A 20,132-nucleotide genomic window follows, 5' to 3' on the forward strand; every position below is an offset into this window, starting at 1 on the left:
ACGCTACGCGAAACGCGTCATCGGCGTCACCGCGAGCCCGATGTCGTGCACGCTATTGCTTTGGACCAACGGTCCCGGTCGCCTTCAATCTCGCCGACCTCACCCAACCCGAGACGTCGTTGCTCGTGCCTGGATGGAAGTACGTCACCGACGACCAGCCATCACTGGTCTGCGCATAGGCGACGAGCTCGTCATTTGGAATCACGAACACCCCGCTGATCGGACAGTGAAGATTCGGCGCGGAGTAGAATTGCAGCCGTCCCTTGCCCGTCACCACATTGGCGAGCGGCGGCGACAGTATCGGGACGCGGCTGGTGCCCGACCGCGGCTCCTTGCAGCTCGACGGCGTTTGCGCGTGCACGGTTGCATCCAGGGCCCCCAGCATCAGGGCGCCGGCGGCAATGCAGGCGAGAGCAAACCTGTCCGACATCATTCATTCTCCCGATCGCGCTACGCGATCACACGTCATTTCAGAGTTTGTCGCCGGACAGGACGGGCAGGTTCTGCGCGCTCAAACGAAAGTTTGCGCGCCCGCAGCCCGGAGCGCTCGCGCCGCACATCGATCGCGCCGTCGAGAAGCTGCTGCTTGAGCGAACCGATGGTCGGCGCGACGCGCCGTTCCGCTTCATCGTGCCTGCAGCAAGAAGCGCTCGGCAGGACGAGCGCTTCGCAGGTTCCGGCGACGAAATGCGTGTCCGGTTCAGTTTCCGGCGATGATGACGAGGTTGTTCAAGACCGGCGTCGAGCAGAAGGCGACGACGAGAGCGATGTTGTAGACATTGTTGCTGCGCCAAAGCAGCCACGTCAGGACGAACGTGAGACCGAGCTTGGGGACCAGCCACCATACGCCGAACCATGTCTGCGCCATGTGCATGAACGGGTTCAACTCGCCCAGCCCGAGATTCAGGATCACATTCGTCGACTCGAGATCGGCGTATCCGAGAAGCAAGGCGACGAACAGCAAGAGACCCTTAACCCAGTTCATTCTTAGACTCCCCACGCCGAAGATGCCGGATCGGCCAGATTATGCTGTTGATGATGTCCGCCCGCTCAGGAGGCACAAGTCCTGTTGCCGGATACTCGTCCGGCTTCGGCACCCACGCCGTGCCGAACAGAATGTCCAGGAGCGGGAAGAAGGCGGCAAAGTTCTTGTCGCGGTGCTCGATCTGGACCGAATGATGGATCCGATGCCATTGCGGATTGTTGATCCACGTCACGAAACGGCCGAGCGGGATGCGGACGTTGAGATGCGCGCAAGCATCGGGCACGAAGAAGATGAATGCCGCAGCGATCGCCATGTCCGGCGGGATCCGAAACAGGATCGCCATGATCGGAAGAAAGGCGTCGGACAGCACCCTTTCCAACCAGAAATGCCGGCCGCCGGTGATGAACGTAATGCCGTTCGCACTGTGGTGGAACGAGTGCATGGCCCAAAGAAAGGGGATCGCATGCTGGAGCCGGTGGAATGTGTATTTGTAGAGATCGAGCGCCACCACGACGATCGCGAACGAGACGTACCACCAGTAACCTTCGGTCGGCAGCTTGATCCAGCCAAATCCGGCATAGCTTGCAATCGCGCCCGCGCTGATCGCAGCAAGCGGGGCGAACAGGTGCTCCAACCCGACGCTCACGATGACCGCCAGCCAATCAGCACGAAACTCGTCGCTGGAAACGGGCGCAATGGGCCACGTCTTCTCCAGGATACGGCTGCCGTAGACGATCCCCAGAAGGACCGCCGCGCAAAAGACGGCGTTTGAAATCTCACTCGACATGAGAAACGACCCGCCGGTTCAAAGGCCGGACAAAATGAACAAAACATTCTGCCGCCTATAGACTGAAAAAGCTTATTTTTTCTCAACGCCCCGACGGACGCAAGCGGGGTTTTACGGGCGTTCCCTCGTCTTCGAGCCGATTTTGGCCGGATACTGGCCCGCGCGGCACATTTTCGTGGCCGCCCCTTGATCCAAGGTGGTGCGAGCCGACGGGTCCGAGCCTCTGCCCCCCGCTTCGCAAAAGCAGACGCGCTCCGAGTTAACGCGACGATGGCACCGGGGATTGCGTGTCCGCCTTCCAATGCGCCACAGCCGTGTCGAGCCGCGTGCGATTATCGACCGAAAGCATCGTGCAAATCTTCTCGTACAAATCCCGAAGGACAGGAAGTTTGTCATCTGAACTTTTATAGGTACGAAGCGCAAGCGATGCCCAGATATAAGCCTGCTCCAGATTTCGCGGCGTCACCGTGCCGTCGAAGAGCAACGCGGCTTGCGTATGCATTGCATTTGGCTGCCCTCGGTTGGCCGCCGCCGCCAACCAGCTGAGACCCTTCGTGATGTCCCGCTCGACCCCACGGCCGAACACGTAACACATGCCGGTGCCATTCATCCCGGCGATGTCGCCCTGCTCCGCGCCTGCCAGGAACCAGCGAAACGCCGTTGGAAGATCGACGGCTCCTCCTTTGCTCGTCGTCAGCAGCGCGGCAAGGTTCACCTGGGCGAAAGCGAGGCCTTGGACCGCACCAATCTCGTAAAGGCGACGAGCCTCGGCAAGATCCTGCGGTATACCCGTTCCGTTTTCGCACAGTTTGCCAAGATACGCCGCGGCCCGCACATGCCCCTGGGCCAAGGCTTTGCGATACCAGGATGCAGCGACGGCGTGATCTTGCGGGACGCCGCGGCCTAGATGATAGCAACGGCCGAGATGGAACTGGCCCTCCGCATCGCCTTGGTCGGCCGCCGCGCGCAGCCAATGTACAGCCAGGCGGTCATCGCGCGGCGCCGACTTGCCGTTCCAGTAGATCATTCCGAGCTGGCGCTGCGCGTACATATGTCCCAATTTGGCTGCGATCTCGTACAAGCGCAGCGCCTCTACGTGATCTTGTGCAACGCCTCGGCCGGTCCGATAGAGAAGAGCAAGATCGAAGGTCGCCGCCGGGTGTTGTTGCTCGACAGCCAACCGAATCCATTTCAGAGCCTCCGCGCCATCAAGCTCCGCGCCAACACCGTTGCGATAGGAAACTGCTAGATCGTATTGAGCATTTGCCAAGCCCTGCTCAGCAGCGGCCTTCAACCATCGCACCGACTGCGCTAAGTCCCTTGGCACTTGTTCGCCGGCCTTATAAAGCCTGGCCAAGCTCAATTGAGCGCTGGCGTCGCCGGCCTCCGCTCGCCTCAACAGAATGGGCAACCAGAGCCGTTCTTCCAGCTTCGCCAGAGGGCTCCGGTGGTTCGATAGGAATCGGCTACGCGGCTGATTGATCCGGTCGTGCAACCCGGTCCGGTCGACGATCTGCAGGAGTTGCTCGGCGGGCAATGCGACGTCGTAGGCCAGCAGTTTGACAAGCCAGTCGGCCAACTGCAATTCATCGCGCAGTGCGAGTTGCCCCTCAGTCAGCGCTTTCGCAAACAAGGACGAGCCGACAACAATGTCTCCAGACGCAAATGCGTTGGCGATTGCTTGGGCGGCACCTCTCGGTAACGGTTCAACCACATCGGCACGTGTCTCATCCGCCCACTCGCGCGGGGGCGGATCCTGCCGGTTGGGCGTGTCGCCCCGAAATACAAACTGTTCGCTTCGCTTCAGAACCTTCGCATCCGAACTCACTGCCCAGGCAAGCGCCGCATCATAAGCTTCGCGCAGACGCAGAAACCCGGCTCGATCGTCATCGGGCCGGGTCTCCTTCAGTCGCACTGCGTAGGCCTTGCGTATCGTGGCGACGTCTCTCGTCGGCGCAATGCCCAGCGCGTCCCACGGAGACATCGACGCAATGCTCACGAGAAGACCGTCGTGTCCACGCGATCCAGCCACTCGCTGAACCGGGTTCGATAGTTTTCGATCTCGCTTGGGAGCTGGCGCTCGAGAAGAATGCGAAAATCATCAATCAGCTTGCCAATTGCGGTGCGCTCGTCACCCAATCTCTCTTCATAGAGTCGCTCGGCCCTGGCGATGACAGCCTGATTCTCTGCCTGATCGCGCGGATGAATCTTGAGCCCCCTCAGGCCGGCTAAGCGCTCATCGATCTCCTGCTGGCTGAGGATGCCGGGATTGCCTTCGATAACGAGCTGGACAGTTTGGCCAGTGCTGACAACCAGCAAGTCGACTTCCAGAAGCCCACTCACATCGTATGTGAAGCGAACATCGATGCGTTCCTTGCCGGCCGGCCCCGGCGGGACGGGCACCGAGAGTTGTCCAATCTCGATGTTGTCGGCGACCATCCGGGCTTCGCCCTGGAATATGCGAAACCTGACCTCGCGCTGGCCGTCAGCCGCCGTGCTGACCTGCTTCGAGCGGCTGACCGGAATCACGGTGTTGCGCTCGATGATCGGCAGATAGAGGCCGTCCAGAAACGAATTGTCTGCGAGGCGGCTCCTTGTATTGATGCCCAGTGAATACGGGGCGACGTCCGTCATTACGACATCGTCGAGCGCCACATCGCGCATCTTCAGTCCGGCCTGAACTGCCGCGCCACGCGCCACAACCTCATCTGGACTGATCTGCGCAATCGGCAGCCGCTGGAACAGCCGGGCCGCCATCCGCCGCACCACCGGCATGCGGGTTGCGCCACCGACCAGCACGAGGTCAGTGACCTGATCAGGATTCAGATCGGCGTCCCGGATCGCTCGCTCGATCGGTGCACGGAGCCGCCTGAGCAGCGGCTCGCTGGCGGTCTCGAAATCGTTCCGCGTGATCGACCATCGCGTGACGACGCCACCGTGGACCAGTTCGATCTCGTGCTGCTCGTGATCAGTAAGCGCGCGCTTGGCAATTTCGGCCTGACGACGAAGATTGGCATGTAGCTCTTTAGACGCAGATCGCGGTGGAATGCCTGCCGAGACGCCGGCTTCGGCCATGAAGCGATCCACGATCACGTCGACGAAATCTTCGCCGCCGAGAAAATTATCGCCGGCCGATGCCCGCACCTCCATGACGCCTTCGAACATTTCCAAGATGGACACGTCGAACGTTCCGCCGCCGAGATCGAGCACGAGAATCTTGCGGTCGCCCACTCCTTCCTGAAGTCCATAGGCGAGAGCCGCAGCCGTTGGTTCGTTCAAAAGACGTTCAACCTTCAAACCAGCCATTTCGCCTGCAGCCTTAGTGGCCTTGCGCTGGGCGTCATTGAAGTAGGCAGGAACCGTAATGATCGCTTCGCTGACCGGCTGCCCCAGAAAGGCTTCCGCATCAGCCTTCAGCGATTGTAGGACCAGCGCGGACAGCTCTTCGGCGCGAAACGTCCTGGCGCCGAGTTGAAAGCTGCGATTGCTGCCCATATAGCGCTTGAATGAGGCCGCGGACTGGCGCGGATGGGACAGCAGCCGTTCTCGTGCCGGCAGACCGACCAGGATGGCGCCGTCGTCATCCACACTGACCGCCGAAGGCGTCAGCAATGATCCAAGGGCATTGGGAATCAGTTCTGCGGCAGCGGCCTTCCACACGCCAACCAGACTGTTGGTCGTGCCAAGGTCAATTCCAATGATCATTCGCCGATGCCTCGTCGAACCTGTGATGTGCGCCAGTGAAACCGGGACCATCATATCTATGGTAGCATCGCCGGGGAACTACTATCCCGTGCGATCGCTCGTCAATCCCACGGCGGCTTGCCGCGGAATGCCTCGACCAGGAAGTCCACCATCACCCGCACCTTTGCGCTGACATGGCGGCGGCTCGGGTAGACGGCCAGCACGTCGATCTCGGGTGTGTGATAGTCCGGCAGCAGGCGGACCAACCGGCCCTGCCGCAGCAGCTCCCCGATCAGGAACGTCGGCTGCAGAATCAATCCGAATCCGGCCGCCGCTGCCGCGCAGGCCGTTTCGCCGTTGTTGGTATGGAAGATGTTGGATACCGGCACCGTGTGAAGCTTGCCGTCTCTGTCGAGCAATCGCCACTCCTCGGCCGAGGCGGAATAGGCGTAGGCAATGCAGGCGTGGTTCCTGATGTCATCCGGGGTCTGCGGAGCGCCATGTCGCGCGACGTAATCCGGTGACGCACAGACGAAGTGATGAATCGCCGCGAGCTTGCGGCTGATCAAGCTCGGCGATCCCCCGCGCGAGATCCGCACCGCCAGATCGAAGCCCTCGTCGACGAGGTCGACGAGCCGATCGACCAGGCTGATGTCGAGTTCGATGTCCGGATAGCGCGCCATGAAACGCGGCCACAGCGGCGCAAGATGAAGAATGCCGAAGCTCAGTGGTGCGTTGATCCGCAGACGTCCGCGCGGCTGCATTGCGGCGGAGGACGCGATCGCCTCCGCCTCGGCAACCTCCTCCAGAATCGAGAGCGCGCGGTCATACAGCGTCTTGCCGGTTTCGGTCAGTGACAGGCGCCGCGAGGTCCGGTTGAGCAGGCGCGCCCCGAGCATCTCCTCCAGTTCATTGACGTAGCGGGTCACATTGGCCGGCGAGGTCTCCAGCTTGTCCGCGGCGCGGGTGAAGGAGCCTTGGCCGACCACGGTGGCAAACATCTCGAACGCGCGCAGACGGTCCACGGTATCTCCGGTTATTCATAAAAGCTGAATAATATAACCATTTTCTGTGCCTTCTTTCCAGTTATGTGAGGGTCTAATCAGGTTCCCATTACGCCGCGATGGGCGCGGCCGAAACGGAGAACGGACATGGCACAAGGTACGGGACGTCTTTCAAACAAGGTTGCAATCGTGACCGGCGCGAGCTCGGGCATCGGCCGGGTCACGGCGAAGCTGTTCGCGGCCGAAGGCGCGAAGGTGGTGGTCGGCGCACGGCGGGAAAGCGAGCTGGCGAGCCTGGTCGACGAGATCAAGGCCAGCGGCGGGACCGCCGTCGCGCTCGCCGGCGACGTGCGGTCGGAAGATTATGCCAAGGCTCTCGTTGCACTCGCGGTCAAGGCATTCGGCCGATTGGACATTGCCTTCAACAACGCCGGCACGCTCGGTGAGGGCGGTGCCTCGACCGGCGTCTCCGAGGCCGGTTGGAGCGATGCCGTTGCGATCAACCTCACCGGCTCGTTCCTGGGCGCCAAGCACCAGATCGCCGAGATGACCAAGCATGGCGGCGGGTCGGTGATCTTCACCTCGACCTTCGTCGGCTACAGCTCCTCATTCCCCGGCGTTGCCGCCTATGCCGCAAGCAAGTCCGGCCTGATCGGCTTGACCCAGACACTCGCCGCCGAGTTCGGCCCGCAGAACGTCAGGGTCAACGCGGTGCTGCCCGGCGCGATCGAGACCGAGATGTATCGCGAGATGAATGACACCCCCGACAAGGCGGCCTTCGTCACCAACCTGCATGCGCTCAAGCGGGTGGGACGCCCCGAGGAAGTCGCGCGCTCGGTGCTTTACCTGGCGTCGGAAGATTCCAGCTTCGTCACCGGGACCGCGTTGCTGGTCGACGGCGGCCTCTCGATCACCCGCACCTGAGGCGGCCGACCAACCACGGCAACGTTCAAGGAGGCTGACATGGGATTGCTGGTCGACGGTAAATGGCAAGACGCCTGGTATGCGACGAAGCCAAGCGGCGGCCGCTTCATTCGCAAGGACAGCTCCTTCCGCGACTGGGTCACGGCCGACGGCAGCGCCGGCCCGACCGGAATCGGCGGCTACAAGGCCCAGGCCGGCCGCTATCATCTCTACGTCAGCCTCGCCTGCCCCTGGGCCCACCGCGCGCTGATCATGCGCGCGCTGAAGGGGCTCGAGGACAAGATCTCGGTCTCGGTGGTGCACTGGCTGATGCTCGAGCACGGCTGGACCTTTGCCGATGGCCCGGGCGTGGTCCCGGACACCGTCTACCACGCCCGGTTCCTGCATCAGGTCTATACCGCGGCAGATCCATACTACACCGGTCGCGTCACCGTTCCCGTATTGTGGGACAAACACACCGGCAGCATCGTCAGCAACGAATCGTCCGAGATCATCCGGATGCTGAATTCGGCCTTCGACGAAAGCGGCGCCGAACCCGGCGACTATTATCCGGCCACGCTCCGCGAAGAGATCGACGCGATCAACGCGCGCGTCTACCACACCGTCAACAACGGCGTTTACAAGGCGGGCTTCGCCACCACGCAGGAAGCCTATGAGGAAGCCGTCGTGCCGCTGTTCGACACGCTGGACTGGCTCGAGCAACGGCTTGCCGGCCGGCGCTTCCTGCTGGGCGACAGCCTGACCGAGGCCGATATCCGCCTGTTCACGACACTGATCCGCTTCGACGCGGTCTATGTCGGACACTTCAAGTGCAACATCCGGCGACTGGTCGATTACCCAAATCTGTTCGCCTATACGCGCGACATCTATCAGTGGCCCGGCGTCGCCGCGACGGTGAATTTCGAGCATATCCGGCGGCACTATTACGAAAGCCATCGCTCGATCAATCCAACCGGGATCGTTCCGCTCGGTCCCGTCCTTGACTTCACCGCAGCCCACGGACGCGCGCAGCCGGCGGCCGCAAGTCTTCCGCGAGCTCATGTGCTTCGGCACGCGGGATAGATCGAGAATCCGCGAGCACAGATGCTCCGTCGAAGCAGCTACCCGGTTGAACACCAGAGATCGCGGCGGCGACGAGCATCAGAACCGGACGCCACTTCGTTGGAGGATGGACGATCCGGGAGACCTGCGGCTCCGAAGCCGAAATTCATTCCTGCTCGGACGGCGCGAAGCCGGCAATCAGCTTCACGAGTTCGGTCTGACCTGCGGTGTTGGTCTTGCGAAACACATTATGAAGGTGCGTCTTGACTGTGGCCTGCGTCAGCCCGAGCGTCTCGGCCAGCGCCCGTACGCCAGTGACCTTCATGACCGCATCGACAATCCGGACTTCACTCGCCGTGAGCTTGTAGAGCTTGGCGAGCGCCTCCAGCGGCGGCGGATTTGCCGGCGAAGTCTTACGGACGAAAACGGCGGCGACGGCCGAATGCAGCGCGCCGGTCCGCTGCCGGTCGCCCGTGGTCAGCGGCAACACGTAGGCAAAGGAGTCGCCGCGCAGCGAGGTCAGCAGCGGAATCGGACCAGGGTTGCCGCCCGCGGCATTGCCGTTCTCGGCTGCAGCAAGCGCTGCGCGCAGCGCGCGCTGCGCCTCCGGCGAGACCGCCGTCAATGCCCCCATCCTCTCGACGAGCAGCGCACCTTCGTCAAGCAAGGCGCGTCCGGGTCCATTGGCGAAGACCAGGCGGGCGCTCGGGCCGACCAGGAAAACGGCGGCCGTGACGTGATCGAGCGTCTGCGTCAGGACCGCCTGTGCGGCCCTGCTCTGGTCGAACAGCCGTCCGATCGAGACCGCGCGTTGAAGATGCGGCAAGATCAGCGCAAGGCGCCGGCGATTGTCCGCATCGACCGGGCCGTCCTCCTCGTTCATCAGCACGGCAATGATGGACGAACTGGTCGCGCTCTTCTCGACGCTGGCGCCGACAAAATCGATGATGCCCTGCGGCCTCATCCAACCGTCATAGAACACCGTCTCGACCATTTCCTCGAACGGAACGAGATCGGTGGATCCGTAGACGTGACCGGCGTCATAGAAGGTGGCCGCTGGAAAGATTGGATTCAGCGGAAGATACTTCTCGTAATAGAGCTTGGTGTAGTGCGGCTCGATATTGAACAGATGCAGCACCGCGGACTGTTCGGTCGCCGCATCGTGCCAGAACAGATTCCCGGAGGAGCCGCCGACGAACACGCAGGCTTGCTCAAGGGCCCGCGGCCAAAGGGCGGGATCGAGCGCAGCATCATAGACGAGGCCGATCAGCTCTGAGAGCAGCGCAGCTTCAGACGTCACGACCAACTCTTCATCATCGCAAACAAGATATGGGGCATTGGCGCCTCGGTGGAGTTCTACCATACGTTCCATGACGACGGCAAAACTCCGCGTGCACGAATGTTGGGAGGCCGTTGCACGAGGGCGCGGCATGCGATGGCCGATCGGACCGCTGCGCGGGGCCGCCGTGCCTATCCTTGAGCCAGCGGCACCCAACGTTGCTCACCAATCGTCGCATCGAAGATTTGTTCGGCTATTTCGCCGGCACACCGGGCTTCGGCGGCGCTGCCTGCTTCTGCGAGACCACGGCCTTGCCCGGTGTCGCCTCAGGCGGGGCGGGGGCGACCGGCGCGGACTGGCCGACCGACAGCGACACGCCGAACACGCGCCATTGGCCATCGACCGGCGCGAACAGCAGCTCAAAATTCACCTGCGCGGGCACCGATGGGAAAAATCCGGCCATGTGCAGCAACCCGTTCGGCTCGATCTGCGGCAGCAGCGACAATTGCGGATCGATCACGGCGACGCCGGAGAGATCGAGCTTATCGCCGCGCTGTTTGGCGAAGATCTCCGCGAGCCTCGCCGCTGTGTTCGCCTGGAAGCCAGGCGCGCCGAGATCGCGCAGCACGGTGTAGTTTCCGGTCTTGTTGGCCTGATCGAGCGCGAGCAGCGTCGAACGGATCAGCATCAGCACGCCATTGCGGTCGATGTTGGCGGGCTTGGCCGCCGGTTGCTGCGCCGACGGCGGTGACGAGGATGGGTGCGGCGGCGGCGATGATTGCTGCGCGAACGTCGCCACCCCGCCCAGTATCAGGATCAAAAGACCGGCACTCACCCAACGCAGCGTCATGGCTAAGGTGCAGCCTACCACTGGATGGACACCGCTCCGCGCCCGCCCGCCACGTTGCGTTCGAGCCCGATCCCACCGCCGGCATTGGCGATGATCGCATAATGCTTGCTGTCATAGAGCAGCGCGGTTGCACCGACTGCAAATGCGTTGGCGCCCTCGAAATTGCCGTAACCGGCGGACAGCGCGAATTTGCGGCCCGGCTGCAGCGCCGGCATCGAGCCGGCGGCGAGAGCAACCGCGGTGCCGCTGCGTGCCTCGAAGCGGTTGTCCATCACCTGCGATTGCAGCGAGGTGACCTGTGACTGCAGAGAGGTGAACTGCGACTGCAGGGAGGTGACGCTCGCCGGGTTAAAGCTTGATGTCGCCAGATTTCCGGTGGCGTCCGACGTGACGAAGGACACCGGCCCGCTCTGCGCCGCAAGGCTGGCCGCGGAGGCGATGCCGGCCATGCGATAGGTATTGCTCGCGGTCCCGATCGCGACCTGATTGGCGGCCGTCGCCGTTGCGCCGGCCCCGACCGCGGTGGAGTTCGAAAAGCTCGCGGTGGCGCCTGCACCGAGCGCAGTCGCGCTGGCCGCGGATGCCGTGCTGCCCTGACCGTAGGCCGTCGCGGCCGCAGCCGTTGCCTTGCTGCCGGCGCCGGTCGCCGTCGCGTTGAGATCCGAGGCCACTGCACCGTTACCGAAGGCGGAGCCGCCAACGGCGGTCGCGCTGGCGCCGGCACCGAGCGCAGTCGCGCTGACTGCGGATGCTGTGCTGCCCTGGCCGTAGGCCGTCGCCGCGGCAGCCGTTGCCTTGCTTCCGGCGCCGGTCGCCGTCGTATTGAGATCGGAGGCCACCGCGCCGTTGCCGAAGGCAGAGCTGCCCGCGGCGGCACTTGCCTTTGCCCCATCGCCGATGGCGGTGTTGCCGAGCGCTGCCGCCGAGCTTGCGCCGATCGCAATCGATCCGGTCGCGACCGCGCCGGTGCCGATGGCAATGGCATTCGCGCCGGTACCGGCGGTCGCGCCATCGCCGATCGCGACGGCGCTCGCCCCGGTGGCGTGGGAGTTGTTGCCGGCAGCGAAGGCATTACTGCCGGTCGCCGTCACCGTATTGCCCAGCGCGACGGCATTTGCGGCGCTGGCGCTGGCGAAGCTTCCGATGGCCGTCGAGGACGGCCCCGCTGCGAAGCTGCTCACACCAACCGCAACCGATCTTGCACCGCTCGAACTTGCCCCCGTCAGGCCGGATACGCCGTCGCCGCCACCGATCGCAACACTGTAGGCGCCCGACGATGTCGCGGCAGTACCATTTAGACCGGCACCAATGGCCGTACTCCAATGATTGAAATCGCTTGCCCCTCGATTGGCGTATGCGCCGACGCTCGTCACGCCCGTTCCAGCACCGATAGAAAAGGCGCCAGCACTTTTGCCCAATGATGTGTCGGAGTCACTCGCGTACGCACCAGCGCCGACCGCCGTCGCATTGTTATTTGCGCCCGCATTGTCGCCAATGGCCGTGGCGCTGAATCCGGACGCACCGGCGGAATTGCCGATGGCGGTCGCTTCCGCCGGGCCCGCTGAGGCGTCGCAATTGCCTACGAATGCAGTTCCGGACGAGTAGCAATTCTGTGCCGCCGCCGGAGAGACCCCCAGCCCAGACATACTCAGCGCCAGGATGATGCCGGCGAAGGTGACACAACGACCAAGCGTGGTTCGAGCCGAGGATTTGATCAGAGGAAATATCGATTCAGTAATTGCACGAGGCATTTGCGCTCTCAGCTCCAGAACTCCGGCCGGTCCTGATGGGTCCGGACGCAGCGGCTGCGACTGTGGGCCAAGACGGCGGGCCCGACATCAACCGTTCGATTGAACTCGTCTTGGACGACGTCGGGTGCCGGGATTTTCCCGGCCAAGTGTTGCCGAATTGCTTCAGGCCGCGTCGCGATGTTTCTGCGCGCGCAATCGGCCTCGCCATCACGCCGAGGGGCGCGTGAAGCGCACGCTACCGTTCGATTGAAGACGGCAACGTTGAGCCGGATGACAGCGGGACCGCACCGCCGATCTGAAATCCCAACGGGAGCGCACCAAGGTCACTTCTCGATCAAGCCCGAGCCCGGTGCGGCGCCGGCCGGAATGATGCAGAATAATGGCGCGACGTTAATCTCTTATGCCGTTGATATATCAGCAAGATTTTCCAACCGCCATTCCGATCCCCTTACGCCCGATCCGGAACTCTTCGGCCAAGGCAATACGCGATCGGGCCGGGCGGGCATGCTGATTGGTTGAATTCGCGACGCCGGAGTCTTATGCGTGGCCGCTATGAGCACCCTTGCCAACGCCGAAATGTCCCTGACGTCGTGGCCGCGCCACCGGGCGCGCCCCGACAAGCCGGCGCCGTTCCTGCCGATGAACCGCGCCGAGATGGCTGCGCTCGGCTGGGACCAATGCGATGTCGTGCTGGTGACGGGCGATGCCTACGTCGACCATCCAAGCTTCGGCATGGCGATCATCGGCAGGTTGCTGGAGGCCCAGGGCTTCAGGGTCGGCATCATCGCGCAGCCCGACTGGCAATCGGCCGAGCCGTTCAAGGCGCTGGGAAAACCGCGCGTGTTCTTCGGCGTCACCGGCGGCAACATGGATTCGATGGTCAACCGCTATACGGCGGACCGCCGGCTGCGCCACGACGACGCCTACACGCCGGACGGCGAAGGCGGCCGCCGGCCGGACCGCTGCACCGTCGTCTATGCCCAGCGCTGCCGCGAAGCGTTCAAGGACGTGCCGATCGTGCTCGGCGGCATCGAGGCGTCGCTGCGCCGCATCGCTCATTACGACTATTGGTCCGACAAGGTGCGCCGTTCTGTGCTGGCGGACGCCAAGGCCGACCTTCTGCTCTACGGCAACGCCGAACGCGCCGTCGTCGAGGTGGCGCACCGGCTCGCCAATGGTGAGGCGCCGCGCGATCTCGACTCGATCAGGGGCGTTGCGCTGTTCCGCCGCGTGCCCGAGGACTATGCCGAACTGCACGCCGACGATCTCGATTCCGCCGACGAGGGCGCAGCGCGCCAGGCGGGCAATGTCGTGATCCGCCTGCCGGCCTGCGAGCAGGTCGAGCAGGACCGCGACGCCTATGCCCGCGCCTCGCGCGTGCTGCATCGGGAGAGCAATCCCGGCAACGCGCGGCCGCTCGTGCAGCGTCACGGCGACCGCGATTTGTGGCTGAATCCGCCGCCGATCCCGCTGTCGACGGCCGAGATGGACTCCGTCTACGACTTGCCCTACGCGCGGGCGCCGCATCCCTCCTACAAGGACGCCAAGATTCCGGCGTGGGAGATGATCCGCTTCTCGGTGACGATCATGCGCGGCTGCTTCGGCGGTTGCACGTTCTGCTCGATCACCGAGCACGAGGGCCGCATCATCCAGAACCGCTCGGAGGGCTCGATCCTGCGCGAGATCGAGCGCATCCGCGACAAGACGCCGGGCTTCACCGGAGTGATCTCCGACATTGGCGGGCCGACCGCCAACATGTACCGGATGGCGTGCAAGAATCCGAAGATCGAGGCCGCATGCCGGCGGCCGTCCTGCGTCTTCCCCGAGATCTGCCCGAACCTCAACACCTCGCATGACGACCTGATCCGGCTCTATCGCAAGGTGCGCGAGGTGAAGGGCGTCAAGCGGGTGATGGTGGCGTCCGGCGTGCGCTACGACCTCGCGGTCGAGAGCCCCGAATACATCAAGGAGCTCGTCACCCATCACGTCGGCGGGTACCTGAAGATCGCGCCCGAACACACCGAGCGCGGTCCGCTCGACAAGATGATGAAGCCGGGCATCGGCGCCTATAATCGCTTCAAGAAAATGTTCGATGCCGCGGCCGAGCAGGCCGGCAAGAAATATTACCTGATCCCGTACTTCATCGCCGCGCATCCGGGCACGACCGACGAGGACATGATGAACCTCGCGCTCTGGCTCAAGAAGAACCGCTACCGCGCCGATCAGGTGCAGACGTTCCTGCCCTCGCCGATGGCGACCGCAACCGCGATGTACCACACCGGCGTCAATCCGCTGCGCGGCGTGCGCCGCGGGGCGAGCGACAAGGTCGAGGCGATCAAGGGCCTCCGGCAACGCCGGCTGCACAAGGCGTTCCTGCGCTATCACGATCCGGACAACTGGCCGCTGCTGCGCGAGGCGCTGAAGCAGATGGGCCGCGCCGATCTGATCGGCTCGCGTCCCGACCAGCTGGTGCCCGCACACCAACCGCCCGGCACCGGCAAGGCCGCCGGCACGCGGCGACCGCTGCGCGAGGGCGGCCGGACGCAGCGCTTCACCACCAAGGGCCTGCGGATGGGCAAGTAACGCCCGGCCGGGCTTGGAAACTTGGCTGCGCTTTTTCAGGTTGGCGCCGAAATGGCGCGCCGTGCAGAACACCATAACGAACCTCTATGCAATTGAAATTGCGCGAGATTCCTGCGAATCCGCCAGCCCGTCGTCGCCGGCTTTGGCCCGGACGCTCTAATGTAGGGTATTTCGGTTCGCGCCCCACGGCTCCGCGCGCCTTGGCCGCTCCGGGGTGATAATGTCAAAGCTGCGGGACAGAGATTTCGCGCAACCTGGATAATGGCGCTCGAAGAAGTGCGCTCCAGGATCGACCTGATGATCGCGACTGCGGTTGGATGTTGCGAGAAAGGGAGGACGTTATGGAAGCGTGGCGTGACGACAAGGCCCGCGCAACCCTGATTCGTGATGCCGCGGGGATCGTGCAGCCGGGCAAGACACCCCGGACCTTTGCCGAACTTCTGTTCGGCCACACCAACATCGAGGACCTCGCCAACCACGACGCCTCATCGCTTGCCCTTCTAGCCGAGCAGACCTGGGAGCATGTGCAGAGCCGCACAGCGGGCAGCGCAGATATCCGCGTTGTCAATCCGGCGATGCCGGACGGGCGCGAGATTTCGGTGCTCGAGATTCTCAACGACAACATGCCCTTCCTGTTCGATTCCACCATGGCCGAGCTTGCCGAGCAAGGCATCGAGGTCACCCTGGTTGCGCATCCGATCATCGCGGTGGAGCGCGATCACCAGGGCAAGCTGCTGCGCTTCCATGGCGAAGCACTGCCGGAAGGCGCAAAGGGTGCACGCGAGAGCCTGATTCATTTTCACATCGCGCGCCTTGACGCCGACGCCGACCGCCAAAAGCTGATCGACGGCCTCACCAGGACATTGAGCGAGGTGCGCGCTTGCGTCGCTGACTGGCGAGCCATGCGCGAGCGCGTGGAGGAAGCAATCAAGACGTTCTCCTCCAATCCGCCGCCGTTGCCGATCGACGAGGTCGCCGAGGCCAACCAGTTCCTGCAATGGCTGTGCGCGGACAATTTCACCTTTCTCGGCGTGCGCGAATATCGCTTCTCGCCCGACAACGATGTGTCGGACGACATCACGACCGGCGATGGTCTCGGCATCCTGCGCGATCCCGACGTGAAGGTCCTGCGCCGCGGAAACGAAATGGTGGTGATGACGTCGGAAATCCGCGAGTTCATGCGCGAGCCGACTCTGCTGATCGTGATCAAGGCCAATGTCAGTAGCCGCGTGCATCGCCGTATCCGGATGGATTATGTCGGCATCAAGCTCTATACGCCCGACGGCCGGCTCGAGGGCGAATTGCGCCTCGTCGGCCTGTTCACCTCGGGCGCCTACACCCGCTCTGCGCGACAGATCCCCTATGTCCGCCACAAGGTTTCACAGGTGCTGCAGCGCGCCGGCTTCGACCCGAACAGTCATTCGGGCAAAGCGCTGACGCACATTCTTGAAGACTATCCGCGTGACGAACTGTTCCAGATCGACGTCGACACCCTGTACAATTTCGTCATGGAGATCCTGATCCTTTATGAGCGTCCCCGCGTCCGGGCGCTGGCACGGATCGACAAGTTCGATCGCTTCGTCTCCATCCTCGCCTTCATTCCGCGCGACAAATACGACACCGACGTGCGCACGCGCGTCGGTGCCTTCCTGGCGCAGGTCTACAAGGGGACGTTGTCGGCCTCCTACGTGTCCTTCCCCGAAGGGGCGCTTGCGCGCGTCCACTACATCATCGGGCGCTATGAAGCCAAAACGCCCGTCATCGAGCGTGGCACGCTCGAAGCCGGAATCGCCGCCATCGCCGCGACCTGGGCCGACAAGCTGAAGGCCGCGCTCACGGCGTCGACCGACGGCATGCGCGCGCGCATGCTCGCCAGCCGTTACGCCCGGGCCTTTAGCGGCGGCTACACCGAGGTGTTCGGCGCCGACCAGGCGATCGCCGATATCGCCACGATCGAAAAGCTCACGCCCGCACGCCCCGTGGCGATCACGGTTCACCGCACCGGGGGTGAGGACGATCCGACGCATTTCGGCTTGAAGGTGTTCTCGCACGGCGCCCCGCTGTCGCTGTCCTATCGCGTGCCGGTGATCGAGAATCACGGCTTGCGCGTGGTCAACGAACGCACCTATCAGATCGCGCCGCATGCCATGCCGGCGCCGCCGCCGGTCTGGCTGCACGACATGACGATCGAGACCAGCGACGGCCAGCCGATCGGGATCGGCCCGGAATTCAACCGCCGCCTGGAAGCCTCGATCATGGCCGTGGTCGGCGATCGCGCCGAATCCGATGGCTATAACGCCCTGATCCTGCGAACGGCCCTGGGCTGGCGGGAAGTTTCGACCATCCGCGCCCTGTCCCGCTACCTGCACCAGATTCGCGCGCCGTTCACCCAAGACTATATGTGGGAGACCCTGCGCAAGAACCCCGCGATCACCGCCAGCCTTGTCACGCTGTTCCAGACCCGCCTCGATCCACGCCTCGCCTGCACCGATGCCGAGCGTTCGGCACGCGAGACGGCGCTGCTCGCCGAAATCGAGGAGCAGCTTCAATCCGTCGCCTCGCTCGATGAGGACCGCATCCTGCGCCGCTTCACCAATCTGGTGCAGGCCACCATCCGCACCAATCTGTGGCAGATCGGCGAGGACGGACATCCGCGTCCGGTGATCTCCTTCAAGTTCGACGCGCACCGGATCGACGACCTGCCCGCTCCGCGACCTCTCTACGAAATCTTCGTCTACTCACCCCGTGTCGAAGGCATTCACCTGCGGTTCGGAAAGGTTGCGCGCGGTGGCTTGCGCTGGTCCGACCGGCCGCAGGATTTCCGTACCGAGATCCTCGGCCTCGTGAAAGCGCAGCAGGTCAAGAATGCCGTGATCGTGCCGGTCGGCGCCAAGGGCGGCTTCGTGCCCAAACGCCTGCCGCCGCCTTCGAATCGCGACGCCTGGCTCGCGGAAGGCACCGAAGCCTATCGCATTTTCGTGCGTTCGCTGCTCGAGCTTACCGACAATCTCGACGGCGACACCGTCGTGCAGCCCGACTCGACCGTGCGCCATGACGGCGATGACCCCTACCTCGTCGTCGCCGCCGACAAGGGCACGGCCACCTTCTCCGACGTTGCCAACTCGATCTCCGCCGAGAAGAACCACTGGCTCGGCGACGCTTTCGCCTCCGGCGGCAGCCAGGGCTACGACCACAAGAAGATGGGGATCACGGCGCGCGGCGCCTGGGAGGCGGTCAAGCGCCACTTCCGCGAACTCGGCACCGACATTCAGACCATGCCGTTCACCGCGGTCGGCGTCGGCGACATGTCAGGAGACGTCTTCGGCAACGGCATGCTGCTGTCGCCGGCGACGAACCTCGTGGCTGCCTTCGATCATCGCGACATCTTCATCGATCCGTCGCCGGATCAGGCGATCAGTTTTGCCGAGCGCAAGCGCCTGTTCGACCTGCCGCGATCGAGTTGGCAGGACTACAACAAGTCACTGATCTCGCAAGGCGGCGGCGTATTCTCGCGGCTGCTCAAGGCGATCCCGCTCGCACCGGAAGTGCGCACCCTGCTCGATCTCGACAAGCCGCAAGCCACGCCCTCGGAGGTGATGACAGCGATCCTGAAATCGCGCGCCGACCTCCTGTGGTTCGGCGGCATCGGCACCTATGTCCGCGCCTCGGGAGAAAGCGACGATCAGGTCGGCGACCGCGCCAACGATCCGATCCGCATCACCGGCGGCGACGTGCGCGCACGCGTGATCGGCGAAGGCGCCAATCTCGGCGTCACCCAGCGCGGCCGCATCGAAGCGGCGCAGAAGGGCGTCAAGCTCAACACCGACGCGATCGACAATTCGGCCGGCGTGAACACCTCCGACGTCGAGGTCAACATCAAGATCGCGCTGGCGCGTCCCGAGCGCGAGGGACACCTCAGCCTTACCGACCGCAACAGCCTGCTCGCCGTCATGACCGACGAGGTCGGCACGCTGGTGCTGCGCAACAACTACCTGCAGACGCTCTCGCTATCGCTTTGCGAGCGCAAGGGCATGGCCGAGACCGGCTTCCTCACCCGCCTGATGCAGTCGCTGGAGCAGCGGAGACTGCTCAGCCGCGCCGTGGAATTCCTGCCTGATGACGCGGCGCTCACCGAACGCACAAGGCGCGGTCAGTCCCTGACACGGCCTGAACTTGCCGTGTTGCTCGCCTACGCCAAGCTGACGCTCTACGATGACCTGCTCGGCACCCACGTGCCCGACGACCCCTATCTTGCTCGCGAACTATCGCAGTATTTCCCGCGCGAGGTTCAAGACAGATTCCCGGCGGCGGTCGAGTCCCATCGGCTGCGACGGGAGATCATCGCGACCAGTCTCGTCAATGCCGTGATCAACCGCGGTGGCCCGGCCGGCGTTGTGCGCCTGACCGACGAGACCGATGCCGATGTCGCAACCATCGTCATGGCCTACGTGGCGGTGGATGAATCCTACGGACTGAAGTGGCTCAATGATGCGATCGACGCACTCGACACCTGTATCGACGGACAGTTGCAGCTTTCCCTTTACGCTTCGATCCAGGATCTCTTGCTTTCCCGTATGGTCTGGTACGTGCGCAACGTTGATTTCAAGGACGGCCTGGAGGCGGTCATCGCGCGCTTCGGCCCGGCGATCCGCGAGATTGTTGCAGGGCTCGACAATACCCTTCCGCCGGACTTGCAAGCCGCGCGCAGCAAGCGACGGCAGGACCTGACCGATGCCGGCGTCCCGGCCGGCATAGCCGGCGAATTCGCTGATCTCGATGCTCTGGTCTCGGCCCCGGATATCGTGACGGTTGCGGAGCGCACCACGCGCGCCATCGGCGATGCGGCTGCGACCTTCTTTGCCGCGGAAGCCAAGTTCCGACTCGACCTCATCATCGCTGCCGCACGCAGCGTGCCGGCAAACGATTATTTCGAACGTCTCGCCATCGACCGCGCGATCGACCAGATCGCGGCCGCTGAAAGAAGGCTGACCGCGGATATGCTGACGACCGGCCAGTCGGGCCAGGAGGCCGTCGAGACCTGGCTCGCCGCGCATCCCGAAGCGACGCGGATTCGCCGCTCGGTCGAGGAAATTGCGGCCAGCGGCTTGACGCTCGCCAAGCTTGCGGTGGCGGCGAACCTACTGGGGGACCTGGTCAAGGCCTGAGAGTGCTTCGTCAACGATCACGTGAGACATTTGCGCTCTCAGCTCCAGAACTTCGTCCGGTCCTGATGGGTTGACCGGA

At 63.7% G+C, this 20,132-nt stretch carries 13 protein-coding genes; 4 read left to right on the forward strand and 9 right to left on the reverse strand.

The genetic code is table 11. The features are described from left to right. Positions 1-52 precede the first annotated feature (52 nt). The 6 genes from FBZ93_RS22805 to FBZ93_RS22830 all read right to left on the reverse strand — a co-directional run bounded on the left by FBZ93_RS22805 (position 53) and on the right by FBZ93_RS22830 (position 6,481). Positions 53-430 (reverse strand): hypothetical protein, encoded by a 378-nt coding sequence (locus FBZ93_RS22805; RefSeq protein WP_146988638.1) that lies wholly within the window; start codon positions 428-430, stop codon positions 53-55. A 270-nt stretch (positions 431-700) separates the two neighbouring features. After that, entirely contained in the window at positions 701-985 is a 285-nt protein-coding gene (locus tag FBZ93_RS22810; RefSeq protein WP_246667603.1) for a DUF5658 family protein, read from the reverse strand. After that, complete coding sequence (locus FBZ93_RS22815) at positions 972-1,772, reverse strand: sterol desaturase family protein (RefSeq protein WP_146988640.1); 801 nt, start codon at positions 1,770-1,772, stop codon at positions 972-974. The genes FBZ93_RS22810 and FBZ93_RS22815 overlap by 14 nt, the downstream gene beginning before the upstream one ends. Positions 1,773-2,031: 259 nt before the next feature. Further along, positions 2,032-3,771: an SEL1-like repeat protein gene (locus FBZ93_RS22820; protein WP_146988642.1), complete on the reverse strand. Its 1,740-nt coding sequence runs from the start codon at positions 3,769-3,771 to the stop codon at positions 2,032-2,034. Beyond that, positions 3,768-5,477: an Hsp70 family protein gene (locus FBZ93_RS22825; RefSeq protein ID WP_146988644.1), complete on the reverse strand. Its 1,710-nt coding sequence runs from the start codon at positions 5,475-5,477 to the stop codon at positions 3,768-3,770. Before FBZ93_RS22825 ends, FBZ93_RS22820 begins: the two co-directional genes overlap by 4 nt. A gap of 101 nt (positions 5,478-5,578) precedes the next feature. Continuing rightward, positions 5,579-6,481, reverse strand: a complete 903-nt coding sequence (locus tag FBZ93_RS22830; RefSeq protein WP_146988646.1) for a LysR family transcriptional regulator — start codon at positions 6,479-6,481, stop codon at positions 5,579-5,581. Between the two features lie 126 nt (positions 6,482-6,607). Here FBZ93_RS22830 and FBZ93_RS22835 point away from each other — a divergent pair, with 126 nt between their 5' ends. After that, positions 6,608-7,384 carry an SDR family oxidoreductase gene (locus tag FBZ93_RS22835; protein ID WP_146988647.1) on the forward strand — a complete coding sequence of 259 codons (777 nt, stop codon included), beginning with the start codon at positions 6,608-6,610 and terminating at the stop codon, positions 7,382-7,384. Positions 7,385-7,423: 39 nt separating this feature from the next. Beyond that, complete coding sequence (locus FBZ93_RS22840) at positions 7,424-8,446, forward strand: glutathione S-transferase family protein (protein ID WP_146988649.1); 1,023 nt, start codon at positions 7,424-7,426, stop codon at positions 8,444-8,446. A 145-nt stretch (positions 8,447-8,591) separates the two neighbouring features. On the opposite strand, the gene FBZ93_RS22845 is transcribed toward FBZ93_RS22840, so the two are convergent. The 3 genes from FBZ93_RS22845 to FBZ93_RS22855 all read right to left on the reverse strand — a co-directional run bounded on the left by FBZ93_RS22845 (position 8,592) and on the right by FBZ93_RS22855 (position 12,305). After that, a complete protein-coding gene (locus FBZ93_RS22845; RefSeq protein WP_167529172.1) occupies positions 8,592-9,725 on the reverse strand; it encodes a helix-turn-helix transcriptional regulator in 1,134 nt (377 codons plus the stop codon). 232 nt (positions 9,726-9,957) lie between these two features. After that, complete coding sequence (locus tag FBZ93_RS22850; protein WP_146988651.1) at positions 9,958-10,554, reverse strand: hypothetical protein; 597 nt, start codon at positions 10,552-10,554, stop codon at positions 9,958-9,960. A gap of 14 nt (positions 10,555-10,568) precedes the next feature. Then, on the reverse strand, positions 10,569-12,305 hold the full coding sequence (locus tag FBZ93_RS22855) for a YadA-like family protein (protein WP_146988653.1): 1,737 nt from the start codon (positions 12,303-12,305) through the stop codon (positions 10,569-10,571). 552 nt (positions 12,306-12,857) lie between these two features. Between FBZ93_RS22855 and FBZ93_RS22860 the strand changes: the two genes are divergently transcribed. Together FBZ93_RS22860 and FBZ93_RS22865 are read left to right on the forward strand one after the other, a co-directional pair. Continuing rightward, a complete protein-coding gene (locus tag FBZ93_RS22860) occupies positions 12,858-14,888 on the forward strand; it encodes a YgiQ family radical SAM protein (protein ID WP_246667609.1) in 2,031 nt (676 codons plus the stop codon). Between the two features lie 341 nt (positions 14,889-15,229). Further along, on the forward strand, positions 15,230-20,053 hold the full coding sequence (locus FBZ93_RS22865) for an NAD-glutamate dehydrogenase (protein ID WP_246667604.1): 4,824 nt from the start codon (positions 15,230-15,232) through the stop codon (positions 20,051-20,053). Positions 20,054-20,132 lie beyond the last annotated feature (79 nt).

It is taken from the genome of Bradyrhizobium macuxiense (genome assembly GCF_007993935.1).
GTDB lineage: Bacteria > Pseudomonadota > Alphaproteobacteria > Rhizobiales > Xanthobacteraceae > Bradyrhizobium > Bradyrhizobium macuxiense_A.